The 25,795-nt window shown below is 63.3% G+C and carries 25 protein-coding genes; 13 read left to right on the top strand and 12 right to left on the bottom strand.

Annotation, left to right across the window (positions count from 1 at the left end; genetic code table 11):
• Positions 1-7: 7 nt before the first annotated feature.
• Positions 8-838, bottom strand: a complete 831-nt coding sequence (locus F600_RS0101310) for a lysophospholipid acyltransferase family protein (protein WP_026306040.1) — start codon at positions 836-838, stop codon at positions 8-10.
• Between the two features lie 149 nt (positions 839-987).
• On the opposite strand from F600_RS0101310, the gene F600_RS0101305 reads away from it, so the two are divergent.
• Entirely contained in the window at positions 988-2,823 is a 1,836-nt protein-coding gene (locus F600_RS0101305; protein ID WP_018158771.1) for an acyl-CoA dehydrogenase, read from the top strand.
• Between the two features lie 61 nt (positions 2,824-2,884).
• Here F600_RS0101305 and F600_RS0101300 read toward each other — a convergent pair whose 3' ends face one another.
• From F600_RS0101300 to F600_RS0101275, 6 genes are all read right to left on the bottom strand, one after another.
• Positions 2,885-3,787 carry a cyclopropane mycolic acid synthase family methyltransferase gene (locus F600_RS0101300; protein ID WP_018158770.1) on the bottom strand — a complete coding sequence of 301 codons (903 nt, stop codon included), beginning with the start codon at positions 3,785-3,787 and terminating at the stop codon, positions 2,885-2,887.
• Between the two features lie 171 nt (positions 3,788-3,958).
• Positions 3,959-5,365, bottom strand: a complete 1,407-nt coding sequence (gene ramB, locus F600_RS0101295) for an acetate metabolism transcriptional regulator RamB (protein ID WP_018158769.1) — start codon at positions 5,363-5,365, stop codon at positions 3,959-3,961.
• Positions 5,366-5,417: 52 nt separating this feature from the next.
• Complete coding sequence (locus F600_RS29960) at positions 5,418-6,014, bottom strand: DUF2510 domain-containing protein (protein ID WP_018158768.1); 597 nt, start codon at positions 6,012-6,014, stop codon at positions 5,418-5,420.
• A 56-nt stretch (positions 6,015-6,070) separates the two neighbouring features.
• The gene (locus tag F600_RS0101285) at positions 6,071-6,691 is read right to left on the bottom strand and encodes a hypothetical protein (protein ID WP_040629958.1); all 621 of its coding nucleotides are present in this window, start codon (positions 6,689-6,691) and stop codon (positions 6,071-6,073) included.
• A 230-nt stretch (positions 6,692-6,921) separates the two neighbouring features.
• The gene (locus F600_RS0101280) at positions 6,922-7,752 is read right to left on the bottom strand and encodes an ABC-2 transporter permease (RefSeq protein WP_018158766.1); all 831 of its coding nucleotides are present in this window, start codon (positions 7,750-7,752) and stop codon (positions 6,922-6,924) included.
• Positions 7,749-8,654, bottom strand: coding sequence for an ABC transporter ATP-binding protein (locus F600_RS0101275; RefSeq protein WP_026306039.1), 906 nt, complete (start codon positions 8,652-8,654; stop codon positions 7,749-7,751). Before F600_RS0101275 ends, F600_RS0101280 begins: the two co-directional genes overlap by 4 nt.
• A 119-nt stretch (positions 8,655-8,773) precedes the next feature.
• Here F600_RS0101275 and F600_RS0101270 point away from each other — a divergent pair, with 119 nt between their 5' ends.
• Entirely contained in the window at positions 8,774-9,937 is a 1,164-nt protein-coding gene (locus F600_RS0101270) for a sensor histidine kinase (protein WP_156024349.1), read from the top strand.
• Positions 9,934-10,584, top strand: coding sequence for a response regulator (locus F600_RS0101265; protein ID WP_040629980.1), 651 nt, complete (start codon positions 9,934-9,936; stop codon positions 10,582-10,584). The genes F600_RS0101270 and F600_RS0101265 overlap by 4 nt, the downstream gene beginning before the upstream one ends.
• 7 nt (positions 10,585-10,591) lie before the next feature.
• Here F600_RS0101265 and F600_RS0101260 read toward each other — a convergent pair whose 3' ends face one another.
• Together F600_RS0101260 and F600_RS29955 are read right to left on the bottom strand one after the other, a co-directional pair.
• Positions 10,592-11,182: a DUF2510 domain-containing protein gene (locus tag F600_RS0101260; protein WP_060934598.1), complete on the bottom strand. Its 591-nt coding sequence runs from the start codon at positions 11,180-11,182 to the stop codon at positions 10,592-10,594.
• A gap of 53 nt (positions 11,183-11,235) precedes the next feature.
• Positions 11,236-12,057 (bottom strand): amidohydrolase family protein, encoded by an 822-nt coding sequence (locus F600_RS29955; protein ID WP_156024348.1) that lies wholly within the window; start codon positions 12,055-12,057, stop codon positions 11,236-11,238.
• Between the two features lie 568 nt (positions 12,058-12,625).
• Between F600_RS29955 and aceA the strand changes: the two genes are divergently transcribed.
• From aceA to F600_RS0101235, 4 genes are all read left to right on the top strand, one after another.
• Positions 12,626-13,915, top strand: coding sequence for an isocitrate lyase (aceA, locus tag F600_RS0101250; RefSeq protein ID WP_018158760.1), 1,290 nt, complete (start codon positions 12,626-12,628; stop codon positions 13,913-13,915).
• Between the two features lie 125 nt (positions 13,916-14,040).
• Positions 14,041-14,931, top strand: coding sequence for a 3-hydroxybutyryl-CoA dehydrogenase (locus F600_RS0101245; protein WP_018158759.1), 891 nt, complete (start codon positions 14,041-14,043; stop codon positions 14,929-14,931).
• Positions 14,932-15,006: 75 nt separating this feature from the next.
• Positions 15,007-17,328, top strand: coding sequence for a 5-methyltetrahydropteroyltriglutamate--homocysteine S-methyltransferase (metE, locus tag F600_RS0101240; RefSeq protein WP_018158758.1), 2,322 nt, complete (start codon positions 15,007-15,009; stop codon positions 17,326-17,328).
• A complete protein-coding gene (locus F600_RS0101235) occupies positions 17,325-18,362 on the top strand; it encodes an NAD(P)-dependent alcohol dehydrogenase (protein WP_018158757.1) in 1,038 nt (345 codons plus the stop codon). The genes metE and F600_RS0101235 overlap by 4 nt, the downstream gene beginning before the upstream one ends.
• On the opposite strand, the gene F600_RS0101230 is transcribed toward F600_RS0101235, so the two are convergent.
• A complete protein-coding gene (locus F600_RS0101230) occupies positions 18,355-19,152 on the bottom strand; it encodes an ABC transporter substrate-binding protein (protein ID WP_018158756.1) in 798 nt (265 codons plus the stop codon). The two genes, F600_RS0101235 and F600_RS0101230, sit on opposite strands and share 8 nt — an antisense overlap.
• 112 nt (positions 19,153-19,264) lie before the next feature.
• Between F600_RS0101230 and F600_RS0101225 the strand changes: the two genes are divergently transcribed.
• Positions 19,265-19,486 (top strand): hypothetical protein, encoded by a 222-nt coding sequence (locus F600_RS0101225; RefSeq protein ID WP_018158755.1) that lies wholly within the window; start codon positions 19,265-19,267, stop codon positions 19,484-19,486.
• A gap of 101 nt (positions 19,487-19,587) precedes the next feature.
• On the top strand, positions 19,588-19,812 hold the full coding sequence (locus F600_RS0101220) for a hypothetical protein (RefSeq protein ID WP_018158754.1): 225 nt from the start codon (positions 19,588-19,590) through the stop codon (positions 19,810-19,812).
• A 62-nt stretch (positions 19,813-19,874) separates the two neighbouring features.
• On the opposite strand, the gene F600_RS0101215 is transcribed toward F600_RS0101220, so the two are convergent.
• Positions 19,875-21,134 (bottom strand): saccharopine dehydrogenase family protein, encoded by a 1,260-nt coding sequence (locus F600_RS0101215; protein ID WP_040629955.1) that lies wholly within the window; start codon positions 21,132-21,134, stop codon positions 19,875-19,877.
• Positions 21,104-22,486 carry an ABC1 kinase family protein gene (locus F600_RS0101210; RefSeq protein ID WP_026306037.1) on the bottom strand — a complete coding sequence of 461 codons (1,383 nt, stop codon included), beginning with the start codon at positions 22,484-22,486 and terminating at the stop codon, positions 21,104-21,106. Before F600_RS0101210 ends, F600_RS0101215 begins: the two co-directional genes overlap by 31 nt.
• A 113-nt stretch (positions 22,487-22,599) precedes the next feature.
• Between F600_RS0101210 and F600_RS0101205 the strand changes: the two genes are divergently transcribed.
• The 4 genes from F600_RS0101205 to F600_RS0101190 all read left to right on the top strand — a co-directional run bounded on the left by F600_RS0101205 (position 22,600) and on the right by F600_RS0101190 (position 25,695).
• Complete coding sequence (locus F600_RS0101205; protein ID WP_018158751.1) at positions 22,600-23,865, top strand: DUF445 domain-containing protein; 1,266 nt, start codon at positions 22,600-22,602, stop codon at positions 23,863-23,865.
• Positions 23,866-24,006: 141 nt separating this feature from the next.
• Complete coding sequence (locus F600_RS26345; protein WP_081628658.1) at positions 24,007-24,441, top strand: helix-turn-helix domain-containing protein; 435 nt, start codon at positions 24,007-24,009, stop codon at positions 24,439-24,441.
• 90 nt (positions 24,442-24,531) lie between these two features.
• Entirely contained in the window at positions 24,532-25,299 is a 768-nt protein-coding gene (locus F600_RS0101195; protein WP_018158749.1) for a hypothetical protein, read from the top strand.
• 93 nt (positions 25,300-25,392) lie between these two features.
• Positions 25,393-25,695 (top strand): DUF2516 family protein, encoded by a 303-nt coding sequence (locus tag F600_RS0101190; protein ID WP_018158748.1) that lies wholly within the window; start codon positions 25,393-25,395, stop codon positions 25,693-25,695.
• Positions 25,696-25,795: the final 100 nt, after the last annotated feature.

Below are 25,795 nucleotides of genomic sequence, written 5' to 3'. Positions count from 1 at the left end.
CCGCGCGTCAGGCCTCCGAGCCGCTTCCGAGAATTCGCCTGAGCAACGATCGCTCCGGATCGTGCTCACGCTCAGCCTGCAAGAAGTCCAGCCCACCCTCGATCGCCGCGGCCGTGCGAGCTCGCAGGTCCCGTGCACTTTCTTCGTTGGCCACCCCGTCGTACTCGAGTGTCGAGATGGGTTCGCCAAACCAGAAGTAGAGCCGGTCGGGCCGGGGGATCGGCAGCGGCCCAACGCCCCGCACGATCGGCAGTGCCTCGGCGTCCAAGAACTTCTTGGCAAAAATCCGGGCGGGAGCCAACACCGGGTTCTCGGTGTCCAGGACGATGTCCAGGGCATCTTCGATGCCCAGCGAGGCGAACGGAATGATCGGATACCGGCCTTCGATCGCCATCAGCGCAAAGCCGATCCGGTTCTTCCAGATCAGCTGATATTTCTCGCCTTTGCGCTTGGCCACCTCGCGTGCCCCGCCCGGAAAGACCAGGATGTTGTCGCCGCGACGCATGAGTTCGCGAACATTGTCTCGGGTTCCCGGGACGGCGCCCATGGCGGTAATCGCGTCACGGTGGAGCGGGACTTTGAAGTGGAAGTGGTCCGCAAGGCCGCGCACCACGATCTTCCGGTCGATGAACTCCGGTCCCAGCAGCGCGAGGTCGAACACTCCCCACAACGTGTGGTTGCCGACCAGCAGAGCACCGCGCTCTGGGACGTTCTCGATGCCGTACAACTTCGGCTTGATGATCCGTCGCAAGGGTGCCAGCGCGGAAACGAACGGCGCCAATGCCTCTGGTGAGGGTGCTGGAGGCACCACATAGCTGGAGTCTTGACGTTTCGCCACGTTCGGAGCGTAGCTCTGCAGAGTTGCTTGGAGCGATTGACAAAGCAACTGCCCCAAACGCTGTCCGCCTCGCCGATTCTATTGCGGCACCGACGCCGTGGTGTTTAGCTCAATCCGCCAGCACCCCTGCGCGCGCTGAGGAGATCATTGTGGGTCATTACAAAGCCAACCTTCGTGACATCGAGTTCAACCTGTTCGAGGTTCTCGGAATCGACGAACTGCTCGACAACGGTGTCTACGGCGACCTCGACACGGAAACGGTGAAAGCCGTTCTCGAAGAGGTCGTTCGCCTTGCCGAAGGACCGGTCGCCGACTCATGGGCCGAGGCTGACCGCAACCCGACCGAGTTCGACGTCGCGAATGCCTCGGTGAAGCTGCCGGACGCGCTGAAGCGCTCGATCAAGGCGCTCATGGAGGCCGATTTCGTCCGCCTCGGACTCGACACGGGCATGGGTGGTGAGCCGGCCCCGGCGCCGCTCTTCTGGTCGATCCAGGAGCTGCTGGTGTCCGCGAACCCCGCCGCGAACTTCAACAACCTCGGCCCGGTCATGGCAAACGTCCTCTACAAGGAGGGCAACGACCAGCAGAAGCAATGGGCGTCCTTCGCCTACGAGAACAAGTGGGCCGCCACGATGGTCCTCACCGAGCCGGACGCCGGTTCGGACGTCGGCGCCGGCCGCACGAAGGCGATCGAGCAGCCCGACGGCACGTGGCACATCGAGGGCGTGAAGCGCTTCATCACCGGCGGTGACGTCGACGACGTATCCCCGAACCTGTTCCACCTGGTGCTCGCTCGTCCCGAGGGCGCTGGCCCCGGTACCAAGGGGCTCAGCCTGTTCTATGTGCCGAAGTTCCACCACGACCCGGAGACGATGGAGATCGGCGAGCGCAACGGCGCTTACGTGACCGGCGTCGAGCACAAGATGGGCATCAAGTCCTCGGCCACGTGTGAGGTCACCTTCGGCGCTACCGACAACCCGGCCGTCGGCTGGCTCGTCGGCGACAAGCACGACGGCATCGCGCAGATGTTCAAGGTCATCGAGAACGCCCGCATGATGGTCGGCACAAAGGCGGCGGGCACGCTTTCGACCGGCTACCTCAATGCGCTGGCCTACGCGAAGGAACGCGTCCAGGGTGCGGACCTCACGCACTCGATGGACAAGGCCGCGCCGCGCGTGACGATCATGCACCACCCGGACGTCCGCCGAAGCCTCGCGATGCAGAAGGCGTACGCCGAAGGCCTCCGTGCGGTCTGGATGTATTGCGCCGCACACCAGGATCCGGTTGTCGCCGAAAAGGTTTCGGGTGCGGATGCCGCTATGGCGCATCGCATCGACGACTTCCTTCTCCCAATCGTGAAGGGTGTCGGCTCCGAGCGCGCGTACGAGATGCTGACGGAGTCGCTGCAGACGCTCGGTGGCTCGGGCTTCCTGCAGGACTACCCGATTGAGCAGTACATTCGCGACGCGAAGATCGACTCGCTCTACGAGGGCACGACCGCGATTCAGGCGCAGGACTTCTTCTTCCGCAAGATCGCCCGCGACAAGGGTGGCGCCTACGGCCACGTCACCGGTGAGCTCAAGAAGTTCATCGACTCGGACGGCCCGGAGTCGCTCAAGGACGAGCGCGAACTGCTGCAGACCGCGCTCGACGACATCCACGCGATCAACGGTCAGCTCTTCGGGCACTTGATGGGTTCGCAGCGCACGCCGTCGGAGCTGTACAAGGTCGGCTTGGCTTCGGTGCGTTTCCTGCTGGCCGTTGGTGACCTCATGATCGGCTGGCGTCTGCTGCTGCAGGCGCAGATCGCGCTCGAGAAGCTCGAAGACGAGGACACCCACGACAAGGATCGTCGCTTCTACGAGGGCAAAGTCGCGGTCGCGAGCTTCTTCTGCTACAACGTCCTGCCTCGGATCACGGCGACTCGCCAGATCATCTCGACGGTGTGCAACGACATCATGGAGCTCGACGAAGCAGCGTTTTAGATCCGATCAGCACTGGCTGGCCTGCCCCCGGCGCAGGCCAGCCAGTGCTGCATTCGGTTGGCTAGAGCACCGAGGGGATGTCGCTGGACAGCGTTGTCCACGGGCTCTTGCGAAGCGTGAACTGCATGACGTCGATGTAGCCCTGCCGGAAGTGGTCGGCGCAGCCCGTCAGGTACTTCATGTAGCGGTCGTACATTTCAAGCGAGTGGATCGCGATCGCGTCCTCGCGACGGGCTTCGAGGTTGGCCGCCCAGATGTCGAGGGTCTTCGCGTAGTGCTGTTGCAGGGGATGTACCCGCTCGACGTTGAATCCGACCGCGGTCGCGCCGTCTATCACTTGCTTCGGCTGGGGCAGCTGCCCGCCGGGGAAGATCTCCGTCGCGATGAATCGGAAGAATTGCAGATTCTCGCGTCCAAGTCGGATTCCGCGGTCGCGAAGGGTGTGCCGGTCGAAGTTCGTAATCGTGTGCAGCAACATCGAGCCGTCCGAGGGCAGCGCCGAGTACGCGAAGTTGAAGAAGTCGTCATAGCGCTCGTACCGGAAGTGCTCGAACGCGCCGATGCTGACGATTCGGTCGACCTTCTCGTTGAACTCTTCCCAGCCCTGCAACCGAACCTCGGCATGGCGCGTCGAGTCCAGCTTCTTCAGGTCGGCGTTGACCGCCGCGTGCTGGTTCTTGCTCAGCGTCAGGCCGATGACGTTGACGTCATAGCGTTCGACCGCCCGCTTCAACACCGCGCCCCAGCCGCAGCCGATGTCGAGCAGGGTCATCCCGGGACGAAGATCGCACTTGTCGAGTGCGAGATCGATCTTCGCGAGCTGAGCTTGTTCGAGAGTCAGGTCATCGCGCCGGAAATACGCACAGCTGTAGGTGTGCGTCGGGTCGAGGAACAAGTTGAAGAATTCGTCCGACAGGTCGTAATGAGTCTGGACGTCCTTGAAGAACGGCTGCAACTCTGTCATTGCTCTCCTAGAGCAGTCGACAGCAAAATGTCCGCCATCCACGTCGATCGGACGGTGCTGTCGAATTTGGGGTTCATTGGCGGCTTTGCCGACGTTGCGGACGCTACGCCGTCGCGTCTTTATCCTTCAGGACCCTGCTCGGCGTGGCGTACATCACATGTGTCCGAATTGTCAGCCGATCAGATATGGCGCGATCGAACTCTGATGTTCGCTGATGTCGATCTCCTTGCCGAGGGGCGGGAACGCCCGCTGCGGGCAGTTCGATCGCTCGCACACTCGGCATCCCGCACCGATGGGGGTCGCCTTCGCATCGACGAGGTCGATGCCGTCGGCGTAGACGAGTCTATTGGCATGGCGAAGTTCGCAGCCGAGTCCGATGGCGAACGTCTTGCTTGGCTGGTTGAACTGCGACGCCCGCCGCTCGACCGTGCGCGCGACCCATAGGTATTTGCGTCCGTCCGGCATCTGTGCGATCTGAATCATGATCTTGCCGGGGTAGGCGAACGTCTCGTACACGTTCCATAGCGGGCACGTGCCGCCGCTCGACGAGAAGTGAAAGCCGGTGGCGGACTGCCGTTTCGACATGTTGCCGGCACGGTCGACGCGCACGAACGAGAACGGGACGCCCCGGAGCTTCGGTCGCTGCAGCGTCGACAGTCGGTGGCAGATCGTCTCGTAGCTCTGTGCGAAGAACGCCGACAGCCGTTCGATGTCGTAGCGGTACTCCTCGGCCACTTCGTGGAAGTGCGTGTATGGCAAGACGGTCGCTGCGGCGAAATAGTTCGCAAACCCGAGCATGGCAAGTTTGCGCGACGCGTCGGAGGTGAAGTTCCCCTCCTCGACGTTTGCCTTGATCAGGTCGCCGACCTCGAGGTAGGCGAGTTCGGCTGCCAGTTTGAAGGTGCGCTGACCGGCGGAAAGGTGCGGCGCGATCTCCAGCACCCGGGTATCGGGGTCATATCGGTGCAGCAGCCCTCCGCCGAGGTCGATGCGCTCGACGACCTGAACATCATGCTGGCTGGCGAGCCGCCGGCGGATCTCGCGATGGACGTCGCCGCCGTGGAAACGCATCCGGGCCGTCAGTTCTTCCGCCGCGACGTCGAGATCGTGAAGGTAGTTCTGCCGTTGGTAGAAGTAGTCGCGGACCTCTTCGTGCGGCTTGCTGATCGCGGCACTGCCGCTGCCGTCGGCGCGGTCTTCGGTTGCCGCCGCCAGGGCCGCGGACGTGTTCCGGTAGCGGCGGTGGAGGTTGACCATCGCGCGCGCGAGCGTCGGATACGTGGACACCATGTCGGCGATCTGGTGGGCGTCAGCGTCGATGCCCATCTCGACATCGAGCGCGACTTCCTGGAGTTCGGCGACAAGTCGGGTGTCGTCCTGGGACGCGAAGAACGACGCATCGATGCCGAAAACCTCGCTGATGCGGAGTAATACGGGCACCGTCAGGGGACGGACATCGTGCTCGATCTGATTGAGATAGCTCGCTGAGATCTCGAGCTGCTTCGCCAAGGCGCTTTGGCTGAGGCCGCGTTCATGACGTAGCTGACGAAGTCGAGCCCCGACGAAGGTCTTCGACATAAGGTCAGCCTACGTCGGATTCGCAAGCCTGCAAATGGTCATTTGCAGGCTGTTACTCGGCGCACTCCGCAGGGTCGTCGTCGTTGCCGTGACACCACTGCATGCCCTTGATCTTCCAGCCGTCGTCGAGCTTCGTCAGTTGCATGTGGATCTCGAAGCCGCCCTCTTTGTCGGCGTCCGGATCGGTGCCGCGGTAATGCCACGTGCCCGTGACCGTGAATTTCGCGTCGGAACCGTCGATGTTCGAGGAGTCCACCGTGTAGTCCGAATAGTCCCAATCGGAGTAGTCGCAGGTGATCTCGTCGTCGTGCGAATTGAGGTTTGCCTGCACGCGATCGAGTTCTTTACCGGTGACGAGTTTCTTCTCTTCTTCGCAGGTCTTCGCGACGAGCCATTGCTGGACGACGTCCTCGGGGGACGGGCCGCGCGTCAAGAGATACGCGGCCGCGCCGCCGCCGATGCCGACCATCGCCACGACCGCTGCGACGAGTCCCAGGATGAGCGGCAGACGACGCGGGCGTTTGGGCTGCGGAACGAACTGAGTCTGGGCCTGAACGTGGTCGGTCCAGGCGTATCCGTCCCACCAGCGCTGCTGGCCGTACTGGTCCGGGTACCAACCGGGAGGCGTTGTTCCGCCGGCAAAAGTCACGCAAGGAGCGTAGCGGCAGTGCCCGATTTGTTCCGAACGGCCGGAAACTGGACCGGCTAGCTCTTTCCCTGCTCTAGTTCGGTAATGGCATTGCGAACATGTTCGGCGAGGCCTACATCTGGATTGGTTTCGAAAGCTGCTCTCGCCTTGTTGAGAACTCTGTTGACGGTGGCAACGCTCCGTTGAAGTCTGAGACTGCGGCGTAACGGCGGAACCTTGAGTAGGGGTGGGTCAGCCGGACAATCCAGTTCGATATATAGGCGCCGATTCCACAGCACTGTCCGATGTCGCACCAATCCGCGCAGCGTGAACCACAAACCGGCGTAGACCAAGACCCAGTAGAACGGACTGTGTCCTCCGTGGTGTTCAAAATCCCGGACCACGATCGGCAGCAGCGCCGCCCCGATCACCAGCCACGTAATGCCCAGGGAGAGGTCGACCATCGCGCGGGGGTCCGACGGAACTGCGTAGACGGATGCGAGCTGTTTGCCTAGATCGGCGCCCTTGTCGAGAAGTACCTGTCTTGGCCCGTCGGCTGCCTTGTCCGCGATTCGCTGGATGCCTTCAAACTTTCTCTGAATGCGCGCCGTATTCGTCACGTCGTCCAGAATTTTTGGAAGCCCGAGAAAACCGGCTGCGGCGCTTATGCAAATTCCGATGCTCTGGTAGACCGGCATCGACACGTCTGTCTCGACCCACCTTCCTGAGCACGAACAGCCCGGACCTGGCTCAACGTTTCGGACGGCGCAGGTCCATAGGGAAACACTACCGAGTAGATGGATTTATGGTCTAGATCACATCGTTGGGCGGATCGGGACTCTGGGCTCTTGAAAATGAGCACAAGCAGACACCGGAAACCGGCGGCCGTCAAACGGCCGCCGGTTTCCTCCACACCCCCCGGGGTGGCTTATTTCACTTCGGCGCGAAGCACCCGCCAGAGTCCGATGACCAGCGGCAGAACAAGCCAGATCAAGCCGGCAACGGCCAGGTGAGCCCAGTCCGCGCCGTGCATCGTGCCCGCGGCCAGCGGCGCCTGCGCACCACCGAAGTCGATCCACTTCGCAACGTCGGCGAACCAGCTCAGGAACTGTGCGCCAATGGCGAACAGGGCCGGCAGGACGAAGCTGTAGACGAAGTACACGACGATCGCGGCCGGCGTGCTGAGCAGCAGCGTCGCCAGGCCGAAGCCCGTGATCATGCCGAGAACCTGGATGGCGACGAAGCCGAAGAACATCGCGGCGCCGAACTCCCATGACGCGGGGGTTCCTTCGATTGCGGCGTAGATCAGGTTCGCAATCGCGCCCGTCACGACTGCGTACAGCGATGCGGCGAATGCCAGGATCAACCCGGCGACGAGCTTGGCACCGATCACACGGCTGCGGTTCGGCTCGAGAGTGAACGACACCATCGCGGTGCGCTGACCCCATTCGCTCGTCACGACCAGGATGCCGAGGATCGGCAGCAGGATCGACGTCGTGTACGCCGTCGTCGCGATGAACGTGCCGTAGTTCATGTCGATGTTCTGAACGGTGCTGACCGCGAGGGCGATGCCCATGACGACCGTCGTCAGGATGCCGATCGTGATGAGGAGCCAGCGGCCCGCGGCGGTGTCGTAGGTCTTGCGGACCTCGACGCTCACGAGTCGCTCGAACGGGGTCCGCTTGGTGCCGGAGATGTCGATGACACCGAGTCCGGGGTTCTCAACGGGAGGATTCTGCGTGATGACTGCGGTGGTCATGCCGCCGCTCCTTTCAGAACGGTTTCGCGCTGCGTGTCAGCGGTGAGCTCGAGGAACAGGTCCTCGAGGCCGCCGTCGGCGGGGCGCAATTCGAGAAGTGGGATCTGAGCGGACGCGGTGATCCGGCCGATCTTCGCGGCGTTAGCGTCGGCGCGGAAGCCGTCGCCCACCGGGTTGGCGGAGATGTCGTGCTTGGCGAGCGCCTGGAGCAGAACGGCGTTGTCGGCAGCGCGGACGAACGTGCCGGTGGTCTGCATGAGCTCGGCGGGAGTGCCCTGCGCGACGATCTTGCCGCGGCCGATCATGATGATGTCGTCCGCGACCTGCTGGACTTCGGTGAGCAGGTGGCTCGACAGCAGAACCGCACCGCCGCGGTCGGCGTATTCGCGCAGGAGGCCGCGCATCCACCGGATACCGGCGGGGTCGAGGCCGTTTGCCGGTTCGTCGAGGATCAACACCGACGGGTCGCCGAGCAGCGCGTGGGCGATGCCCAGACGCTGGCGCATGCCGAGCGAGTAGTTGCGGATTCGGCGGTCGCCCTCCTTGCCGGACAGGCTCACGAGTTCGAGCATCTCGTCGACGCGGGACAGTGGCAGGCCCATCGTCTTCGCGCCAAGCGTCAGCACCTCGCGGCCGGTGCGGCCGGCGTGCTGGGCGGAGGCGTCGAGCAGGATGCCGACGTGACGTCCCGGGTTCGGGATGTCTTGGTACAGGTGGCCACCGATGGTGACGCGACCGCTCGTGGGTGTCGTGAGTCCGACCATCATGCGCATCGTGGTCGTCTTGCCGGCACCGTTGGGTCCGAGGAATCCAGTGACGCGTCCCGGCCGGCAGACGAAGTTCACGTTGTCGACAGCAGTGAACCCGTCATAGGACTTTGTGAGTGCTTCGACGTTGATCATGTTCTCAACCCTGCCGGTCGGGCCCGTGGTCACGCATCGGTCACGAGTAGGGAAATCGATAGACGAAAGTCGGGGTCGCGACAGCCGTGGGACTGCACGCGGCCGTTTACGCTGGTCAGGTGTCCGAATCTGTGGCTCCCGACCGCTATCAGCCGGTCCTGACCTGGCGGTTGCAGGCTGCGCGGTACGTGACGTGCGTCGCCATTTCGGCCTTCGTCTTCCTGACGACGTGGCACGACCGGGGGTCAGCCGCGCCCGTGGCGCTGTCGGTCGACTTCGTTTTCGGTCTCGCCGCCTATGCTGCAGTGCCCTTCCGCCGCCGCTGGCCGCTGTCCGTCGCCGTGTTCACCACGGCGGCGAATGCCGTCTCGAGCATTGCGAGCGGACCGTCCTCCCTGGCGTCCGTGTCGTTGGCGACGCGTCGGGTGTGGTGGCAGGTCTTTCTCATCGGTGTGCTCGGCATCGGCAGCAGCCTGATCTTCGTTTCGAGTCTTGCGGTGCAGAACTCTCCGTTCTGGCTGGTCGTGATGTGGAACGCAGGTGTCACGGCCGCGATGCTCGGGTGGGGAATGTTCATCGGCTCGCGCCGAGAGCTCATCTTCACGCTGCACGAACGCGCCCTGAAGGCCGAACAAGAGCGCGATCTGCGGGTCGACTCGGCGAAGTCCACGGAGCGGGCACGCATCGCACGCGAAATGCATGACGTTCTCGCACACCGCATCTCGCAGGTTTCGATGTTCGCTGGCGCGCTCGCCTTCCGCGACAACCTGACGGTTCGGGAGATGCGCGACAGCGCCGCGGTCATTCAGGCCCAGGCGAACGAGGCCCTCGCTGACCTACGCAGTGTTCTCGGCGTCCTTCGGGACGCGGACGGACAGATCTTGGACAAGCCGCAGCCCACGATCGCCGACCTCGAGGAGCTCGTCGAGTCCACGGCGAAGGGCGGACTGAATGTCGCGTTCGACAACTCGATCACCGATCCCGGTGACCTGTCGCAGAGTGCGGGCCGCGCGATCTACCGAATCGTTCAAGAAGGCCTCACGAATGCGCGCAAACATGCGCCCGGCGCCAAGGTGACCGTCCAGATCACCGGCTCCGAATCGTACGGAGTCGATATCTACGTTCGAAACAAGACGGGATTCGCCTCGACCCCGGGGGCGCCTGGATCGGGTCTCGGACTGGTTGGAATGGAAGAACGGGCGCAATTGGCGGGAGGTCGTCTCGAACACCATGTCCAGAAGGGCGAATTTGTTCTGCACGCCTGGATACCGTGGTCCTCATGATTCGGGTGCTGCTCGTCGATGACGATCCTCTGGTGCGTTCCGCACTCGCGCTGATGCTCGGCGGCGACAGCGATCTGACGGTCGTCGGGCAGGCGAGCGATGGCCGCGAGGCCATAGCGATGGTCGAGACCGAACGTCCCGACGTCGTCCTCATGGACATTCGCATGCCGCACATGAATGGGCTGGAAGCGACCAAGGTATTGCACTCGCAGGCGTCTCCGCCGCGCGTCATCGTGCTGACGACCTTCGACGCCGACGACTACGTGATCGGGGCGATTGCCGCCGGTGCGGATGGTTTTCTCCTTAAGGACACCCCTCCTGCGGAGATCGTCGAGGCCGTCAAGAAGGTCTCCTCGGGAGAGCCGATGCTGTCACCATCGGCGGCCGGGATTCTCATCAAGCAGATCCGCGAGAACCGCGGCGACAGTCGCGGAGCGGACGCCGCTAGACGCCTCGAGATCCTCACCGAGCGGGAGCTCGAAGTTGCGGTCGCGATCGGGCGTGGACTGAGCAATGCCGACATCGCGACCGATTTGTACATGTCGGTGCCGACGGTGAAAGCGCACGTTTCGCGGCTGTTCGACAAGCTCGGTGCAACCAACCGCGTGCAGATCGCCATCACCGTGCATGACGGCGGGCTGATTTAGCTCCTGGTCAGGCGGTGCGCGCGATCCACCGGTGTGTACGCGGACCGCATGCCAAGCAGAGCGTGACGAGCGGAAAGACCAGCAGCGCGAGCCCGATGCCTGTTCCCGCAGTCAACGCAGTGTTGTTCACGTGATTGCCCGCCGTGGCGGCCGGCAGGACTACCGCGGCATCGACCAGCCGGAACACGACAAAGCTCACACATCCGATCGCGGTGAGCACCGGTCCGCTGCGCCGTCGCTTGAGGAGAGCCAGCCCACCGAGGAGAAGCAACACCGCTACCGCCAGGCAGAAGACGACGGTGAAGGTCTCGTAGGCCATGAACCAGCTGGGAAGCAGGCGGCGCCGAGACGCGGGCGCGGCGCCGACGACCGCCAGCGATATGCCGTTTACGGCAGCCGCAACGCCCGTCGACAGCACGCCCCCGAACGCGAGGATCGCGGCCACCGTGGTGAGAGCAGGCCGAGCATTGCGCGGGTCGACAGGCGGGAACGATGCGATGGGCATCTGTTGCACGTGCGCGGTCCAGGTGTTGCCGTCCCACCAGCGCATCTGGGCGTAGTCGTCGAGATACCAGCCCGGAGGGGTAGGGGCAGTCATCCTGCAACGGTAGACGTCGGTCCTACCAGCGAACTATCAGTTAAGCGAAGGACCTATAGCCCGACGGCTTCCGACCAGCTTCCCGATGCGGGCTCGTCGAGCCAGACCCCGTCGCGCATGACGCGCTCGAGTGAGATGTCTTCGTCCACGATAAGAATGTCCGCGCGGCGACCCGCCACGATCGACCCCACGTGAGCATCGATGCCGGCGTCGACCGCTGGGCGAAGACTGGCTGCCCGGACGGCTTCGATCAGGCTGATGGGAGACCCGGTCACCTGTTCGCGGACCTTCTCCAGGAGGCTGGGGCCGTCTTCCGAGAGGGTGGCCCGGGTTTCGATGCACACCCTGCTCAGATCGAGAAGGTGCACGATCTCGGTGAAGTGCTCCGAGTTTTGATCGAGGGTGACCAAGCAGACCGTGCCTTCACCCTGCTCGACGAGCATGCGTGCGGTCGGCAGGCTGTCGAGCCCAGGCAGGTCCAAATGGATGCCCGCGATGTCGCCACTGAGGGCCAGGGGATAGAGCGTCGCGATCTGCTGCAGCAGGAGACCGAGCGGCGCGGGGGTGAGGCTTGCGACGACGGACGTTGTGCCCTGCGCGTGGTGGAAAGCGGCGGCCCGCTCAGCTTCAGCGACATCGGTGGTCGCGAAGGAGTTCCGAGCGGTCCCGTGGCAGTGGCTGTCGACCATGCCGGGGAGAAGCGTCCCGGAGAACCGGGGAAGCGTGGCGCCGGGATGTTTTGCCCGCCACTCATGTGGTGTTGCGACGGCGGTGATGAGGCCGTCGCGGATGGTGACGACGGCGTCGTCATGAATATGGTCGGGTCCTACGACTCGTCCCCGGAGGAATTGCGCTGGACCGGGTGCGTTGGTCACGTTCTCAGAATGCTCGGTCACGAGGACATAACCGGGGAGGCGAGGCGGTCGGCACGCCGATGAGTTCCGAAAGCCGTTCACATCCGCACCCCAAACGCACCGATGCACCCCGGCTGGCGCGCGGAAGGGGGCGCGGCTGACCAAAAAGGGTGCGGCTGCGGACCGTCAGCGCGCTGTGAATGCGCTCACAACCTGACGGCAAGTTAAACGCCAGTTGAACCGTGAGTGCTTTGGGACACGTTGTACCGCTTGAGGCGGGCCGCAGGAATGTCCGATAACGAACTTCCCAGGTCAACTCCACAATCCCCAGTCGTCGGGGTAGCATGCAAACCGGACGATTGTACTGTTTATTCAGGACCTCGGACGAGCGGCTTCGCAAAGTTAGCAATGAAGCGTCCCAATGTGGCGAATCTTGGCATTTGCAAAGGCTGGACGTGCGATTTCTGTTGTGCAATCGTTTCAACGTACACACGAAGTGCCTCGCAAAATTGCGAAGGCCAAGTCGGCGACGAGGCTGACCGGATGGTCTCCTCGCCCGACTCACTTCAATAAGGGAGAGAACCAGAGCATGTCGACTGTCGGCACTCCGAAGACCGCGGAAGAGATCCAGAAGGATTGGGACACCAACCCGCGCTGGAAGGGCATCACCCGTGACTACACGGCTGATCAGGTCGTTGCGCTCCAGGGCAACGTTGTCGAGGAGCACACGCTCGCTCGCCGCGGCGCCGAAATCCTCTGGGAAGGTGTCAACCGCCCGGATGACTACATCCACTCGCTCGGTGCCCTGACCGGTAACCAGGCCGTCCAGTACGTCCGCGCTGGTCTGCGCGCCATCTACCTGTCGGGTTGGCAGGTCGCTGGTGACGCGAACCTCTCGGGTCACACCTACCCGGACCAGAGCCTCTACCCGGCCAACTCGGTGCCGAACGTCGTTCGCCGCATCAACAACGCGCTGCTCCGCGCGGACGAGATCTCCAAGGTCGAGGGCGACACGTCGGTCCCGAACTGGCTCGTCCCGATCGTCGCTGACGGTGAGGCCGGCTTCGGTGGTGCGCTCAACGTCTACGAGCTCCAGAAGGCCATGATTGCCGCTGGTGCCGCTGGCACCCACTGGGAAGACCAGCTCGCATCGGAAAAGAAGTGCGGCCACCTCGGTGGAAAGGTCCTCATCCCGACCCAGCAGCACATCCGCACCCTGACCTCGGCTCGTCTCGCAGCTGACGTCGCCGGTGTGCCGACCGTCGTCATCGCACGTACCGACGCTGAGGCTGCCACGCTCCTCACCACCGACGTCGACGAGCGCGACAAGCCGTTCCTCGATGGCACCCGCACCGCGGAAGGCTTCTTCGGCATCAAGAACGGCCTCGAGCCCTGCATCGCTCGTGCCAAGGCCTACGCGCCGTACTCGGACCTGATCTGGATGGAGACCGGCAAGCCGGACCTCGAGCTCGCCAAGGCGTTCGCCGATGGCGTTCACTCTGAGTTCCCGGACCAGCTCCTGGCCTACAACTGCTCGCCTTCCTTCAACTGGAAGCAGCACCTGGACGACGACACCATCGCCAAGTTCCAGAAGGAACTGTCGGCCATGGGCTTCAAGTTCCAGTTCATCACGCTGGCCGGCTTCCACTCGCTCAACTACTCGGCGTTCGACCTGGCACACGGCTACGCTCGCGAGGGCATGACCGCCTACGTCGACCTCCAGGAGCGCGAGTTCGCTGCCGAGGCGCGTGGCTACACCGCCACCAAGCACCAGCGTGAGGTCGGTGCCGGCTACTTCGACACCATCGCCACCACCGTCGACCCGAACACCAGCACCGCTGCGCTCAAGGGTTCGACCGAAGAGGGCCAGTTCCACTAGGAACTGGGCTGACCGCCGTACCGCGCCGCCGCGGGATTCGATTCGGGTCCCGCGGCGTCGTATTTCCCACCACAAGTGGAAGCCCCACCAATTTCCCACCACGGAAGTAACGAGCAGGAGCGTAAGTGTCCGAGAAGATTCAGCGAGTCGGCATCATCGGTGCAGGCCAGATGGGCGCCGGTATTGCGGAGGTGTGTGCCCGTGCGCACGTCGACGTGCTCGTGTACGAAACCACTCGTGAGCTCGCAGCTGCCGGTCGCGCGCGCGTTATGCGCTCGCTGGATCGCGGTGTGAGCAGCGGAAAGATCACTTCCCGTGAGCGCGAGCAGGCTGCCTGGCGCTTGCGGTTCACCTCCGACCTCGGAGACTTCGCCGACCGTCAGCTCGTCGTCGAGGCCATCCTCGAGAGCGAAGAGATCAAGACCAAGGTCTTCCGTGAGCTCGACAAGGTCGTCAACGACGCCGATGCCGTGCTCGCCTCCAACACGTCTTCGATTCCGATCATGAAGCTCGCGATGGCCACCACCCGGCCCGAGCGCGTCGTCGGAATGCACTTCTTCAACCCGGTCCCGGTGCTGCCGCTCACCGAGCTCATCACGACGCTGCGCACGAGCCCCGAGGTTTCCGCGCGCGCCGAGCACTTCGCGAGCGAGGTCTTGGGCAAGCAGGTCGTTCGCTCGGCCGACCGCTCCGGATTCGTCGTCAACGCCCTGCTTGTTCCGTACCTGCTCTCGGCCATCCGCATGGTCGAGTCGGGCTTTGCGAGCAAGGAGGACATCGACAAGGCGATGGTCCTCGGTTGTGCGCACCCGATGGGCCCGCTGGCCCTCACCGACCTCGTCGGCCTGGACACCGTGAAGTCCATCGCAGACTCGATGTACGCCGAGTTCAAGGAGCCGCTGTACTCGGCGCCGCCGCTGCTTCTTCGAATGGTTGAAGCCGGACTCGTCGGGAAGAAGGCTGGTTCGGGCTTCTACCAGTACCCTGACAAGAGCGCGGCCAAGCCCAAGTCGTAGGGCCCGGCGCACTGGCTCCGCTTTCGAGCGGATTGCACTGTCAGGACTGGTGTTTGACAGGAAGGTCGAACGCGAATGGCGAACGTCGCCGACGGTTTCGGATCGAGCATTCTGGGCTATCCCCGGATCGGTTCCCGTCGCGAACTGAAGTGGGCTCTCGAGCACTACTGGCACGGGACGGGAACGCGCGAGGACCTCGAACGCGTAGCCCGGGAGATCGTGGACGATCAGATCAACGAGCTACACGCCGCTGGTCTGACGCAGGTGCCGGGCAACACCTTCAGCTACTACGACCACATCCTCGACAACGCGCTGCTGTTCGGCGCGGTGCCGCAGCGATTCAAAAGTATTCAGGCGGACATGCATCCGCTCGACTTCTACTTCGCGATGTGCCGTGGTTCCGGCGATTTGCCGCCGCTCGAACTCGTGCGTTTCTGCAGCACGCCGTACCACTACCGGCAGCCCGAACTCGATCCGAACACGGAGTTCTCGCTGCACGCGGAAGCACTCCTCGACGAGTTCGATCGTTCGCTGGCCCGGGGCATCGAACTGCGTCCGGTCGTGGTCGGACCGGTGTCGCTGTTGCTGCTGTCGAAGAAGGGCCCGTCGACATCCGACCAGGATTACTCCCGCCTCGATCTCCTCGATCGTCTGCTGCCCGTCTACGAGGAACTGTTCGAAATCCTCGCCAAGCGTGGTGCCACGTGCGTGCAACTCGATGAGCCGATGTTCACGCAGGATCGCCGGGACGTCGACCTCGAGGCATTCAAGCGTGCCTACGAGCGGCTGACCAACGCTCCCATGCGCCCGCGCATGCTCGTGACCGGCCAATACGACGACTTCGGCGAGGCGCTCCGCATCCTCGCTGCGACCAAGGTCGAAGCGATCGGTCTCGACCTTGCGTCGTTCCGGATGAAGCCGGACAAGCTCGCCGAGATTCCGGGAATCAAGCGCAAGCGTCTTTACGCCGGTGTCATCAACGGGCGCAACGTGTGGAAGTCGGACCGGTACGTCACGCTGAAGTACCTCAGCGAACTCGCCGAAGTCTGCCCCGACATGGTTGTCTCGACCGGCTGCTCGCTGCTGCACGTTCCGTACGACACGCTCATCGAGTACGAGATCGACGGAAACCTCGCAGACCGTCTGTCCTTTGCGAAGCAGAAGGTCGGCGAGGTCGTCTCGTTGGCGCGTGCACTCACCGAGGGGCCGTCGGAGAACTGGCGCCGGAGGCCGTCCTCGGTGCACTTCAAGCAGAAGCACGACGTACGCCAACGCGTCTACGCGGTCACCCCGATCATGCGCGAACGCGAGCCCTACGCCGAGCGACAGGCGGCGCAGCAGGAGCGCCTGAACCTGCCTCTCGTGCCGTCGACCACCCTGGGCTCGTTCCCGCAGACCAATGAAATCCGGCATCTGCGCTACGAACTCGGTCAAGGTCGTCTCGACTACGACACGTACGTCGCGAAGATCAAGGAAGAGATCGAGCGCACGATTCGCCTGCAGGAAGACATCGGCCTCGATGTCTTGGTGCACGGCGAGCACGAGCGCAACGACATGATCCAGTACTTCGCGGAGTTGCTCGAGGGCTTCGCGACAACGCATCAGGGCTGGGTCCAGGTCTACGGCTCGCGCTGCGTGCGTCCGCCGATTCTCTACGGTGACGTGCGCCGACCCAAGCCGATGACGGTCGAGTGGATCACCTACGCGCAGTCGCTCACCGACAAGCCCGTCAAGGGCATGGTCACTGGTCCGGTGACGATGATCGCCCGGTCGTTCGTACGCCAGGACCAACCGCTGTTCGACACAGCGGACCAGGTCGCGCTCGCGATTCGCGACGAGGTGACCGATCTCGACCGCGCCGGGATCGCGATCATCCAGGTCGACGAACCATCAATCCGCGAACTCATGCCGTTGCGTGAGGGCAAGGAACGCGACGAGTATCTGCGCTGGTCAGTCGATGCGTTCAAGCTCGCGACGTCGAGTGTGCGTAAAGAAACCCAGATTCACACGCACATCAATTATTCGAGCAAGCACTCGGTGGTCGACGCGATCGAGCGCCTCGACGCGGACGTCACGGCGCTGGTCGCGACCCGCTCGATCAAGTGGGTGCTCGAAGCGCTGGAGGAAGATGCCAGCCACGGCGAGGGACTGACGCACGGCGTTGGACCGGGCGTCTACGAAAGCCGTTCGGCACGCATCCCGGACATTGATGAGTTCGACGACCTTCTCACGCTGGCGTCGAAGTCGATCGCCATCGACCGCCTGTGGGCGAACCCGGACGGCGGTCTCAAGACGCGTCACCAGTGGCAACTCGAGCCTTCCCTCCGGAACCTGGTTGCGGCCGCCCGCCGCTTGCGTCGACGAGCAGCTCAGCAGCAGGAGCAGGAGCAGCAGTGAATGCAGTAGCGGCACGTGGGATGACCGCGTCGGATTCGGACTTCGAGAAGTTGACGATCGACCGGCGAGAACCCGCCGGCCGCGATGTCGTCATCGACGTGAAGTTCGCCGGCATCTGCCACTCGGACATTCACACCGCGCGCAACGAATGGCCGGGAACGGTCTACCCCTGCGTACCGGGACACGAGATCGCGGGCATCGTCTCCGCGGTCGGCCCGGAGGTCACCAAGTACCGGGTCGGCGACCGCGTCGGCGTCGGTTGCCTGGTGAACTCGTGCGGCAAGTGCGAGCCCTGCGTCGCGGGCGAGGAACAGTTCTGCAAGAACGCCGTCTGGACCTACAACTCGCGCGACGTCGACGGCACGATCACGTACGGCGGTTACTCGCAGCAGGTCGTCGTCAATGAGGGCTTCGTTCTTCGCATCCCGGACGCACTCGAACTCGACGTCGCGGCTCCGCTGCTCTGCGCGGGCGTCACGCTGTACTCACCGCTGCGGCACTGGAATGCCGGGCCCGGCAAACGCGTCGCCATCGTCGGCATGGGCGGTCTCGGGCACGTCGGTGTGCAGATCGCGGCGGCGCTGGGTGCCGAGGTTTCGGTGCTGAGCCAGACGCTGTCAAAGCAGGAAGACGGACTCAAGCTCGGTGCTTCGGCGTACTACGCGACGTCCGACCCGGCCACGTTCAGCGCGCTCCGCGGAAAATTCGACCTGATCCTCAACACGGTGTCGGCGGATCTGAACATCGATCGATACATGTCGCTGCTCCGGCTCGACGGCTCGCTCGTGATGCTCGGTCTGCCGACCAAGCCGCTCAGTATCCGCGCCGGAGTGCTCACGAGTCAGCGCCGCAGCCTCAGCGGCTCGTCGATCGGTGGCATCCGCGAAACCCAGGAGATGCTCGACTTCTGCGCCGAGCACAAGATCGCGCCGTTGATCGAACTCATCACCGGCGACGACATCACGGGTGCCTATGATCGCGTGCTGCGCAGCGATGTGCGGTACCGCTTCGTGATCGATGCCGGGACTATTTAGGGTTCTGATCCAGTTCGCGTGATCCGAGCCAACGTTCGCGTAGCTCAGACAGGCGTCCGTCGCGTTCCAGCGACGCCTGCGCGGCATTGATTTGTGCGAGCAATGCGCGATTCGAGCGGCTTACTGCGATGGCGATTTTCTCGGTATCGAGTCCGCGTTGCACGATCTCGACGCCGGGGACGGGCTTGACGAGTTCGGCCAACACCGGCGCCAGCTTCATGAATGCATCGCATCTGCCGGTCGTCAGGTCTGTAATAGCCGTGCGAACGTCGCCATAGTCGTACACGCGTACTGATTTCGCCTTGCCCTGGGCGACGAGATCGTTGGCGATCGGTTGGCTGGTATTTCCGCTCTGGACGCCAATCGTCAAACCTTGCAGGTCATTGACGCTTCGGACCGCAGGAAGCCGACGGACGTCGACGGCGAGGGCTTGGCCCGAAATCAGGTACGGCTCGCCGAAGGCCGCCTGCTGGGAGCGTGCCTCAGTGATCGTCGTTCCCGAAGTGATGCAGTCATATGCTCCGTTGTCGAGTTGGTCGAAAATATCGTTGAAGTCGTGTCCGGCAAATGGAACGAATTCCACGGTCTTGCCGAGAATTGTGCCGATCGCGTCCATCAGTGAAACGTCGAACCCGCGGTTACCGGCAACGCCATTGAATGGTGGGTCCGGGAAAGCTGCACCTACCCGAAGATGCGGTTGGACCGACTCCGCCCTGGTGCAGGACACGGTGCCGAATGCAATTGCGATCTGTGCCGTCCCGGTGAGCAGGCGTCGTCGCGAAATCTGCATAGTTCGAGGGTATCGAGCAGGTCTGCGCAGGCATTGATTTCTCGGCGACAGAGCCGTCCGCGAAACCGGCGTAACCTCGATATATAAGACATTCGTCTTGAGGTGACCACAAATGAAGCTCAATATTTTCGTGGGCTGGCTCGGTTACGTCCTGGTTCTGGCGTCCGCGTTTTGTGTTCCGGCAGGTGTTGTTGCAGCGGCAACAGGGCATTTGGGCTGGGCCGCCGTCGCATTCTTGATCGTGGGAATCGCCGCGATTGTCGGTATCCCGACCGTCGCCGAAACGATCCACTACGACCACAAGATGCACCGCGACATTCCGCATCCGTTCTGACGGCTTCGTGCGGACGGGAAGATCAGATGGGGTCTCGCATACTGGGATCCCACCGGCGTAACGTTGTGCCTATCAGCGGCTCTATTCCTTTGGAGGCCTTGATGAAGCTCAACATTTTCGCAGGCTGGGTTGGTTACCTGGCAGTTCTGGGTTCGTTCTTCTCGCTCGCTGCCGGTCTCGTAGCGGCTGGTACGGGACACACGAACTTCGCGATCCTGGCGGCGGCCGCGTTCGTCATCTTCGCGGTCGCGGGAATCTCGGTTGTGGGTTCGACCGTCCATTACGATCACGCCCACCATCGGGACGTACCGCACTTGATCGAGTGACGTAGTGGGAAGGATCTGGATCGCTGGGCGATCCGAATCCTTCCCAGTCAGTGATCAGCGGGTCAGGCTGACCGCTTGATCTCGATCGTGAAGCCCGCCTTCCGCAACCGGTCGGTGAGCGATGAGCCCATGGCCGTTGCCGGGGTGAGGATGCCGGCGGCGCCGGACAGGGCGTCAAAGGCGAGGCTGAGTCCGGATTCGCCGAGCATCACCGAGGTGGCTTTGTATCCGGGGTCGCCCTGGGCGGACATTGTGGCGACATACTTCGCGCCGGACGACGTCCGGGCGAAGGTCTGACTCGTGAACCAGCCATTCTCGCGGGACTCGGCCGACGGACCGGTTCCGGGCTTCGGCGCGACCTTCTCCATGAGCTTCCGCCCGACGCCGAACTTCGCGAGGATCGGGCCGCCGAGGAATCCGGCGACCATTCCGCCGGTGATTCCCGCTGCGATCAGGGGAGACGCGAGAGATTCGCCGGTGCTCATGACCTCGTAGTAGCGCAGGTGCTTTCCGTACGCCCACCCGAGGAGTCCGTTGCTTCGCCGCACGATCTTCGAGTTGCCCGGGCCCATCATGAACGTCGCCACCCAGCCCTTGAGGCTGGGGTCGATCGACGAGGCGGGAGCGAGGGTGGCTCGTGGTTCCGGCAGGTCGGCTTCGAGCGAACGGTCCGCGGACAACGAATAGGGATCGCCCATGACTTTGCGAACTTTGGGGTCGTCGGCCATATCGGCCATGAGCTCCCGCATCGAGGCGACTGTTCCGCCGCTCAGACCGCCCTTGATCGATGCGACGAGGGTGGCCGACTCGAGTTCGCCGGTCTGGTCGGCGATCGACTTCCGGTAGATCTCGTAGACATTCAGGTCCGACGGAACAGAGTCATACCCGCAGGCATTGACGATCTTCGCGCCGGTGGAGACCGCGACGTCGTGGAACTTGTCGATGCACTCCTTGATGAACTGCGGCTCGCCGGTGAGGTCGGCGTAGTGCGTTCCGGCTTCCGCGCATGCTTTCACCAGCGGCAACCCGTACTTCGCGTACGGTCCGACCGTCGTCACGACGACCTTGGCACGCTTGGCGAGTTCTTCGGGAGCGCTCGCATCCACGACGATCACCTGCCAATCGCGGCCCGCGCCGGGGAGTGCGTCTCGAACCGCGGCGAGCTTGTCCGCGGAACGGCCGGCGAGCGCGATGCGCGCACCCGCGGGCGCTGATCGGGCGATGTATTCGGCGGTCAGCCCCCCGACGAAACCGGTGGCGCCGAAGAGAACGAGATCGAATTCGCGTGCAGTCACTGCTGTCCTTCCAAAGACTTCAGCCATTGTTGATGCTGCTCGCCAAGCTTCGTCGCCGGCGGCTCACCGTAGATCCATTCCCGCGCGATGCGGTGCCAATTCGCGCTCACTCCGAGTTGCCCCAGGATGCCGAACGTGAAGAAGTCGGCGCGACGGGAAAACAGGTGCTCGGGCGGCAGGTTCTGATGCTTCATGCCCTGGAACTCCGACGCCCGTGGGTCGATCGCGAGGAGGAACGCCCCACCGGCGACGTCGGGCGTCACCTCGAGTTCGGCGTCGATGAGGTTCCACTCGGACGCGGCCAGGACGTAATCGAGGCACTCTTCGGCGGAAACTTCGACGTCCTTGTCGAGGAACCCGCGCTTGTCCAGGAGTGCATACAGGTCGTCGGCGCGGCCTTCCGACGCCGCTCGAAGGCATTCGAGCTCGAATTCGACGTGCTCTTCGGACATGGCGTTGAACAGTCCGAAGTCGAGGAACGCGACTCGGCCGTCCTTGGCCAGCAGGACGTTGCCCGGATGCGGGTCGCCGCAGAACTCGTTGAACTGATAGAGCGAACCGATGTAGAAGCGGTACATGATCTCGCCGACGCGGTTGCGCTCGTCCTGGTCGAGCTCGCAGATCTGCTCGAAATTCATGCCCTCGACGAACTCGGTGACGAGTACCCGCCGGCCGCTGAGCTCCGGGAAGCTGTCCGGCACCGTGATGAACGGGTGGTTCCGGAACGTGTCCGCGACCCGCCGCTGAGTCTGCGCCTCGCGGTGGTAGTCGAGTTCGAGCTCCATGTTCGCCGCAAGCTCGTCAATGACGCCCGGACCGATCAACGGGAACACCGACTGCACGAAGCGGCGGAGCATCACGAGGTTCTGCAGGTCGGCTCGCACCGCCCGATCGATGCCGGGGTACTGCACCTTCACCGCGACGTCGGTTCCGTCGGGCAACGTCGCGCGATACACCTGGCCGATCGACGCGCTGCCGATCGCGGTTTCGTCGAACGTGGCAAAGGCCTGTTCGATCGGCATTCTCAGGTCGCGTTCGATGACCCGAACCATGCGGTCGAACGGGACGGTCGGTGCGCTGTCGCGGAGAACGGCGAGTTTGCGCTGGAATGATTCGCGGTGATCGGCCGGGACGAGGTCCATATCGAGGATCGACATCATCTGGCCGAGCTTCATCGCGACGCCCTTCATGCCGCCGAGCACCGTGACGATCTGCTCCGCGGCGCGCATCGTCGACTCTTCGCTGAGCCGCTCGCGGACCTCCGCGGACCGCCCGAGCATCGACAGACGCGCTTTACTGCGGATCAAAACCTGACCGGCAGCGGCCGCACCCAGTTTCGTCCCGCGGGCCAGACGCGAGGTGGGCACGTGTTCCGACACGGCTTCGATCATGCTGGATTCTTCGCGCTCATGGCAGCCATTCAAGTCCTGCTCCCCGGGATTGGCACAATATGGCTGTGGAGCGAAGATCGCGGACAGCGAGTCAGCAGCTGATGGACGAAGCGGATCGGGCGCTCGCCGAGAAGCGACGCCAGTTGCTCCGGATGAAAACCGTGGCGACCGGTTTCCTCGTCGTCGCGACGATCGTCTATGTGCTGTGTACGTGGGCGGAATCAGGCGGCGACGCGGCTGGCTGGGTGGGCTATCTCAAGGCTGCGTCCGAGGCCGGAATGGTCGGCGCGATGGCCGACTGGTTCGCGGTGACCGCGCTTTTCCGCCATCCGATGCGCATCCCGATTCCGCACACGGCCATCATCCCGAAGAAGAAGGACCAGCTCGGTGAGAGCCTGAGTTCCTTTGTCAGCCAGAACTTCCTGCACCCGGACGTGGTGGAGGAGAAGGTGCTGTCCGCCGAGATCCCATTCCGCGTCGGACGCTGGATGGCGCAACCGGAAAACGCGGCTCGCGTGGCGAAGGAATCGTCGACGATGCTGCACGCACTCGTCGGCATCCTGCGTGACGAGGATGTCCAGCAGGTCATCGACGCGACGATCGTGCGACGCCTGGCCGAGCCGAAGTGGGGTCCGCCGATCGGCAAGGTCCTCGCCGAGCTCATCACCGAGAACCGCCAGGGGCCCCTGCTCGATCTTCTGGCCGAACGTGCGCATCAATGGGCACTCGCGAGCCAGGAGACCCTGGACACGATCGTCATGCGCGATGCGCCGCAGTGGGCACCCCGCTGGGCGAACATCATGATCTCGGAGAAGATCTATCGCGAGCTCGTCGAATTCACCTGGAAGGTGCGCTCGAACCCGAACCACGAAGTCCGGCTCGCGGCCAATCGCTTCCTCAACGACTTCGCGCACGACCTTCAGTTCGACGAGACGACCATTCGCAAGGCCGAACGGATCAAGGCCGAGGTCATGGGCCGCGAGGAGATCACCGGCCTCGCCGAGGCGACCTGGCGGGTCGCCAAGCGCCTCATCCTCGATTCGGTCGAGGACGAGAACAGCACTCTTCGCCGCAAGGTGAAGGAGAACGTCGTTCATCTCGGCACGAAATTGCGGGACGACGCAGCCTTGAACGCAAAAGTCAACCGGTGGCTGGTCGGTGGAGCGCGTTATATCGCGGGCAACTACGCACGCGAAATCACCGGAATCATCACCGACACGATCGCTCGGTGGGACGCCGAAGAGGCCTCGAAGAAGATAGAACTGCAGGTCGGACGGGATCTTCAGTTCATTCGCATCAACGGAACGGTCGTCGGATCGCTCGCCGGACTGGTGATCTACGCAATATCTCACCTGATGTTCGGCTAGCGCCGAAAGGATCTGTGTACAGGGCTTTTGCGCATTCTGGTTAGCTAGATCACAATCCGGACACGCTAGCTGGGTGCTTGCAACTGCTAGCGCGTCGTCCTAACCTCGGGGTCAGCACAATTCCCCTGGAAAGTGGAGCGAATGGACTTGAACCGTGGTGCCGCCCAGAGCGGTGCCGACGATTCGGCGGGCAATGATGCCCAGTCGAAAGAGGGTGGCCACTCGATTGGTGCCTTCATTCGATCCCAGCGCGAAGCCGCCCAGGTTTCCCTGCGCCAACTGGCGCAGATGGCAGGTGTAAGCAATCCGTACCTCAGCCAGATCGAGCGCGGTTTGCGGAAACCATCCGCCGAGGTGCTAGCGCAGATCGCCAGAGGCCTTCGACTTTCGTCCGAGGCACTCTATGTACGAGCGGGGTATCTGGAACCGCACAACTACGGTCCGGTTCGAGACGCTCTCCTCGGCGACACGGCGATCACCGAGCGGCAACGTCAGGTGCTGCTGGATATCTACGAATCCTTCTGTCGCGAGAACCTCAAAGAGGCTTCTCTCGAGGAATCCCCGGCGGACGAGTAGAGATTCGATCGGGCTCAGCGGTTCGGGGCGCATCGCACAGTGCTGTGGGTGCCGTCGGCGCGGAATTACGAACTCACAAGGAGAAAAAGAATGACTGAACCCCAGAAGGGCGCACAGAACGTGGTCAAGCCGCTTTACGCAACTGTTGGTGCTGGTGACGCTCTCGTCCAGGCCGTGACCGACCTCGTCGCCAAGGCTCGCACCCGCGCTGCCTCGGTTGCCGAGATCGATGTGAACGCTCGCGTCGAAGAGGCCAAGGAGCGTGCTGCTGCGCTTCCGGCCGACATCCAGGAGCAGGTCCTCGCTCTCCGTGAGCGTCTCGCCGGCCTGCCGTCTTCGCTGCCGGAGGACATCGCCGAGCTGCGCGAGAAGTTCACCGTCGACCAGCTGCGTTCGATCGCAGAGACCTACCTCAAGCTGGCCACCGACATCTTCGCCGACCTGGTCGCGCGTGGTGAGGGTGCAGTCGAGCGCATCAAGACCCGTGGTGGCGTCGAAGAGCGTGTCGAGAAGGCCCGCGGCGCCGTCGAGGGCCAGGTCGAGAAGGCTCGCGGAGCCGTCGAGGACGCCCGCGAAGCCGTCGAGGAGAACATCGCCAAGGCCACCGAGGCTGCCAAGACCCTGACCGCCAAGGTCAAGGAAGTTGCCACCAAGGCGTCGGAGAAGGCTGAGGAGGCCGCTGAGGCCGCCGCCGCTGACGTTCAGGAGGCTGCTGCCGAGGTCGTCGCCGAGGTCAAGGAAGCCGTCGAAGAGGTCAAGAAGGTTGCGAAGAAGGCTCCGGCCAAGCGCGCACCGCGTAAGACCGCTGCCAAGAAGGCTGCCGCTCCGGCCGCTGCCGAGGCTCCGGCTGCTGAGTAAGCACCCCGCTTACTGATCAAACTCAATAACAACTGCCCCCATGCTTTTGCATGGGGGCAGTTGCGCGTTTGGGAATCTCTTTATCATCGGGGGGTGACCCTTGTTGCCGTGAACACGATCCTGTTCTGGATCATGACCGCTCTGCAGATCTTCGGCATTGGCCTGACGGTGTACGCCATCGTTCACGCCGTCCGCCAGCGGAGCGACGCCTTCACGGCGGTGGACAAGCTCACCAAGCCGATCTGGCTCGGAATCCTGCTCGTCTCGCTGCTGGTGATCCTGGCGATGGGTGTTCTTGGGCTGCTTGGATTCATCGCCATCATCGCCGTCGGCATCTACTTGGCCGACGTCAAACCGCGTGTCGACGACATCCAGCACGGCGGTTCTCGCTGGTAGTGGCCCTGTCAACATTTGCGTAGCTAACACGTAGGTTTTTTGGGCGCTAACACTTGCAAGCACGTAAATTTGAGGTAACGTGACCGGCAACACAAAGGAG

Source organism: Smaragdicoccus niigatensis DSM 44881 = NBRC 103563, from assembly GCF_000380645.1.
Taxonomy (GTDB): Bacteria; Actinomycetota; Actinomycetes; order Mycobacteriales; family Mycobacteriaceae; genus Smaragdicoccus; species Smaragdicoccus niigatensis.
The sequence above is the reverse complement of the archived record's forward strand: the minus strand, read 5'-3'. Positions and strand labels throughout refer to the sequence as shown.

Coding starts and splice junctions, on each gene's coding strand:
- ramB (WP_018158769.1), bottom strand. CDS start 5,365: ATGTCGAAGACCTTCGTCGGGGCTCGACTTCGTCAGCTACGTCATGAA.
- F600_RS0101300 (WP_018158770.1), bottom strand. CDS start 3,787: ATGACAGAGTTGCAGCCGTTCTTCAAGGACGTCCAGACTCATTACGAC.
- F600_RS26345 (WP_081628658.1), top strand. CDS start 24,007: ATGGACTTGAACCGTGGTGCCGCCCAGAGCGGTGCCGACGATTCGGCG.
- F600_RS0101195 (WP_018158749.1), top strand. CDS start 24,532: ATGACTGAACCCCAGAAGGGCGCACAGAACGTGGTCAAGCCGCTTTAC.
- F600_RS0101285 (WP_040629958.1), bottom strand. CDS start 6,691: ATGCCGGTCTACCAGAGCATCGGAATTTGCATAAGCGCCGCAGCCGGT.
- F600_RS0101230 (WP_018158756.1), bottom strand. CDS start 19,152: ATGCAGATTTCGCGACGACGCCTGCTCACCGGGACGGCACAGATCGCA.
- F600_RS0101220 (WP_018158754.1), top strand. CDS start 19,588: ATGAAGCTCAACATTTTCGCAGGCTGGGTTGGTTACCTGGCAGTTCTG.
- F600_RS0101275 (WP_026306039.1), bottom strand. CDS start 8,654: ATGATCAACGTCGAAGCACTCACAAAGTCCTATGACGGGTTCACTGCT.
- aceA (WP_018158760.1), top strand. CDS start 12,626: ATGTCGACTGTCGGCACTCCGAAGACCGCGGAAGAGATCCAGAAGGAT.
- F600_RS0101260 (WP_060934598.1), bottom strand. CDS start 11,182: ATGACTGCCCCTACCCCTCCGGGCTGGTATCTCGACGACTACGCCCAG.
- F600_RS0101280 (WP_018158766.1), bottom strand. CDS start 7,752: ATGACCACCGCAGTCATCACGCAGAATCCTCCCGTTGAGAACCCCGGA.
- F600_RS0101205 (WP_018158751.1), top strand. CDS start 22,600: ATGGACGAAGCGGATCGGGCGCTCGCCGAGAAGCGACGCCAGTTGCTC.
- F600_RS0101225 (WP_018158755.1), top strand. CDS start 19,265: ATGAAGCTCAATATTTTCGTGGGCTGGCTCGGTTACGTCCTGGTTCTG.
- F600_RS0101215 (WP_040629955.1), bottom strand. CDS start 21,134: ATGGCTGAAGTCTTTGGAAGGACAGCAGTGACTGCACGCGAATTCGAT.
- F600_RS0101265 (WP_040629980.1), top strand. CDS start 9,934: ATGATTCGGGTGCTGCTCGTCGATGACGATCCTCTGGTGCGTTCCGCA.
- metE (WP_018158758.1), top strand. CDS start 15,007: ATGGCGAACGTCGCCGACGGTTTCGGATCGAGCATTCTGGGCTATCCC.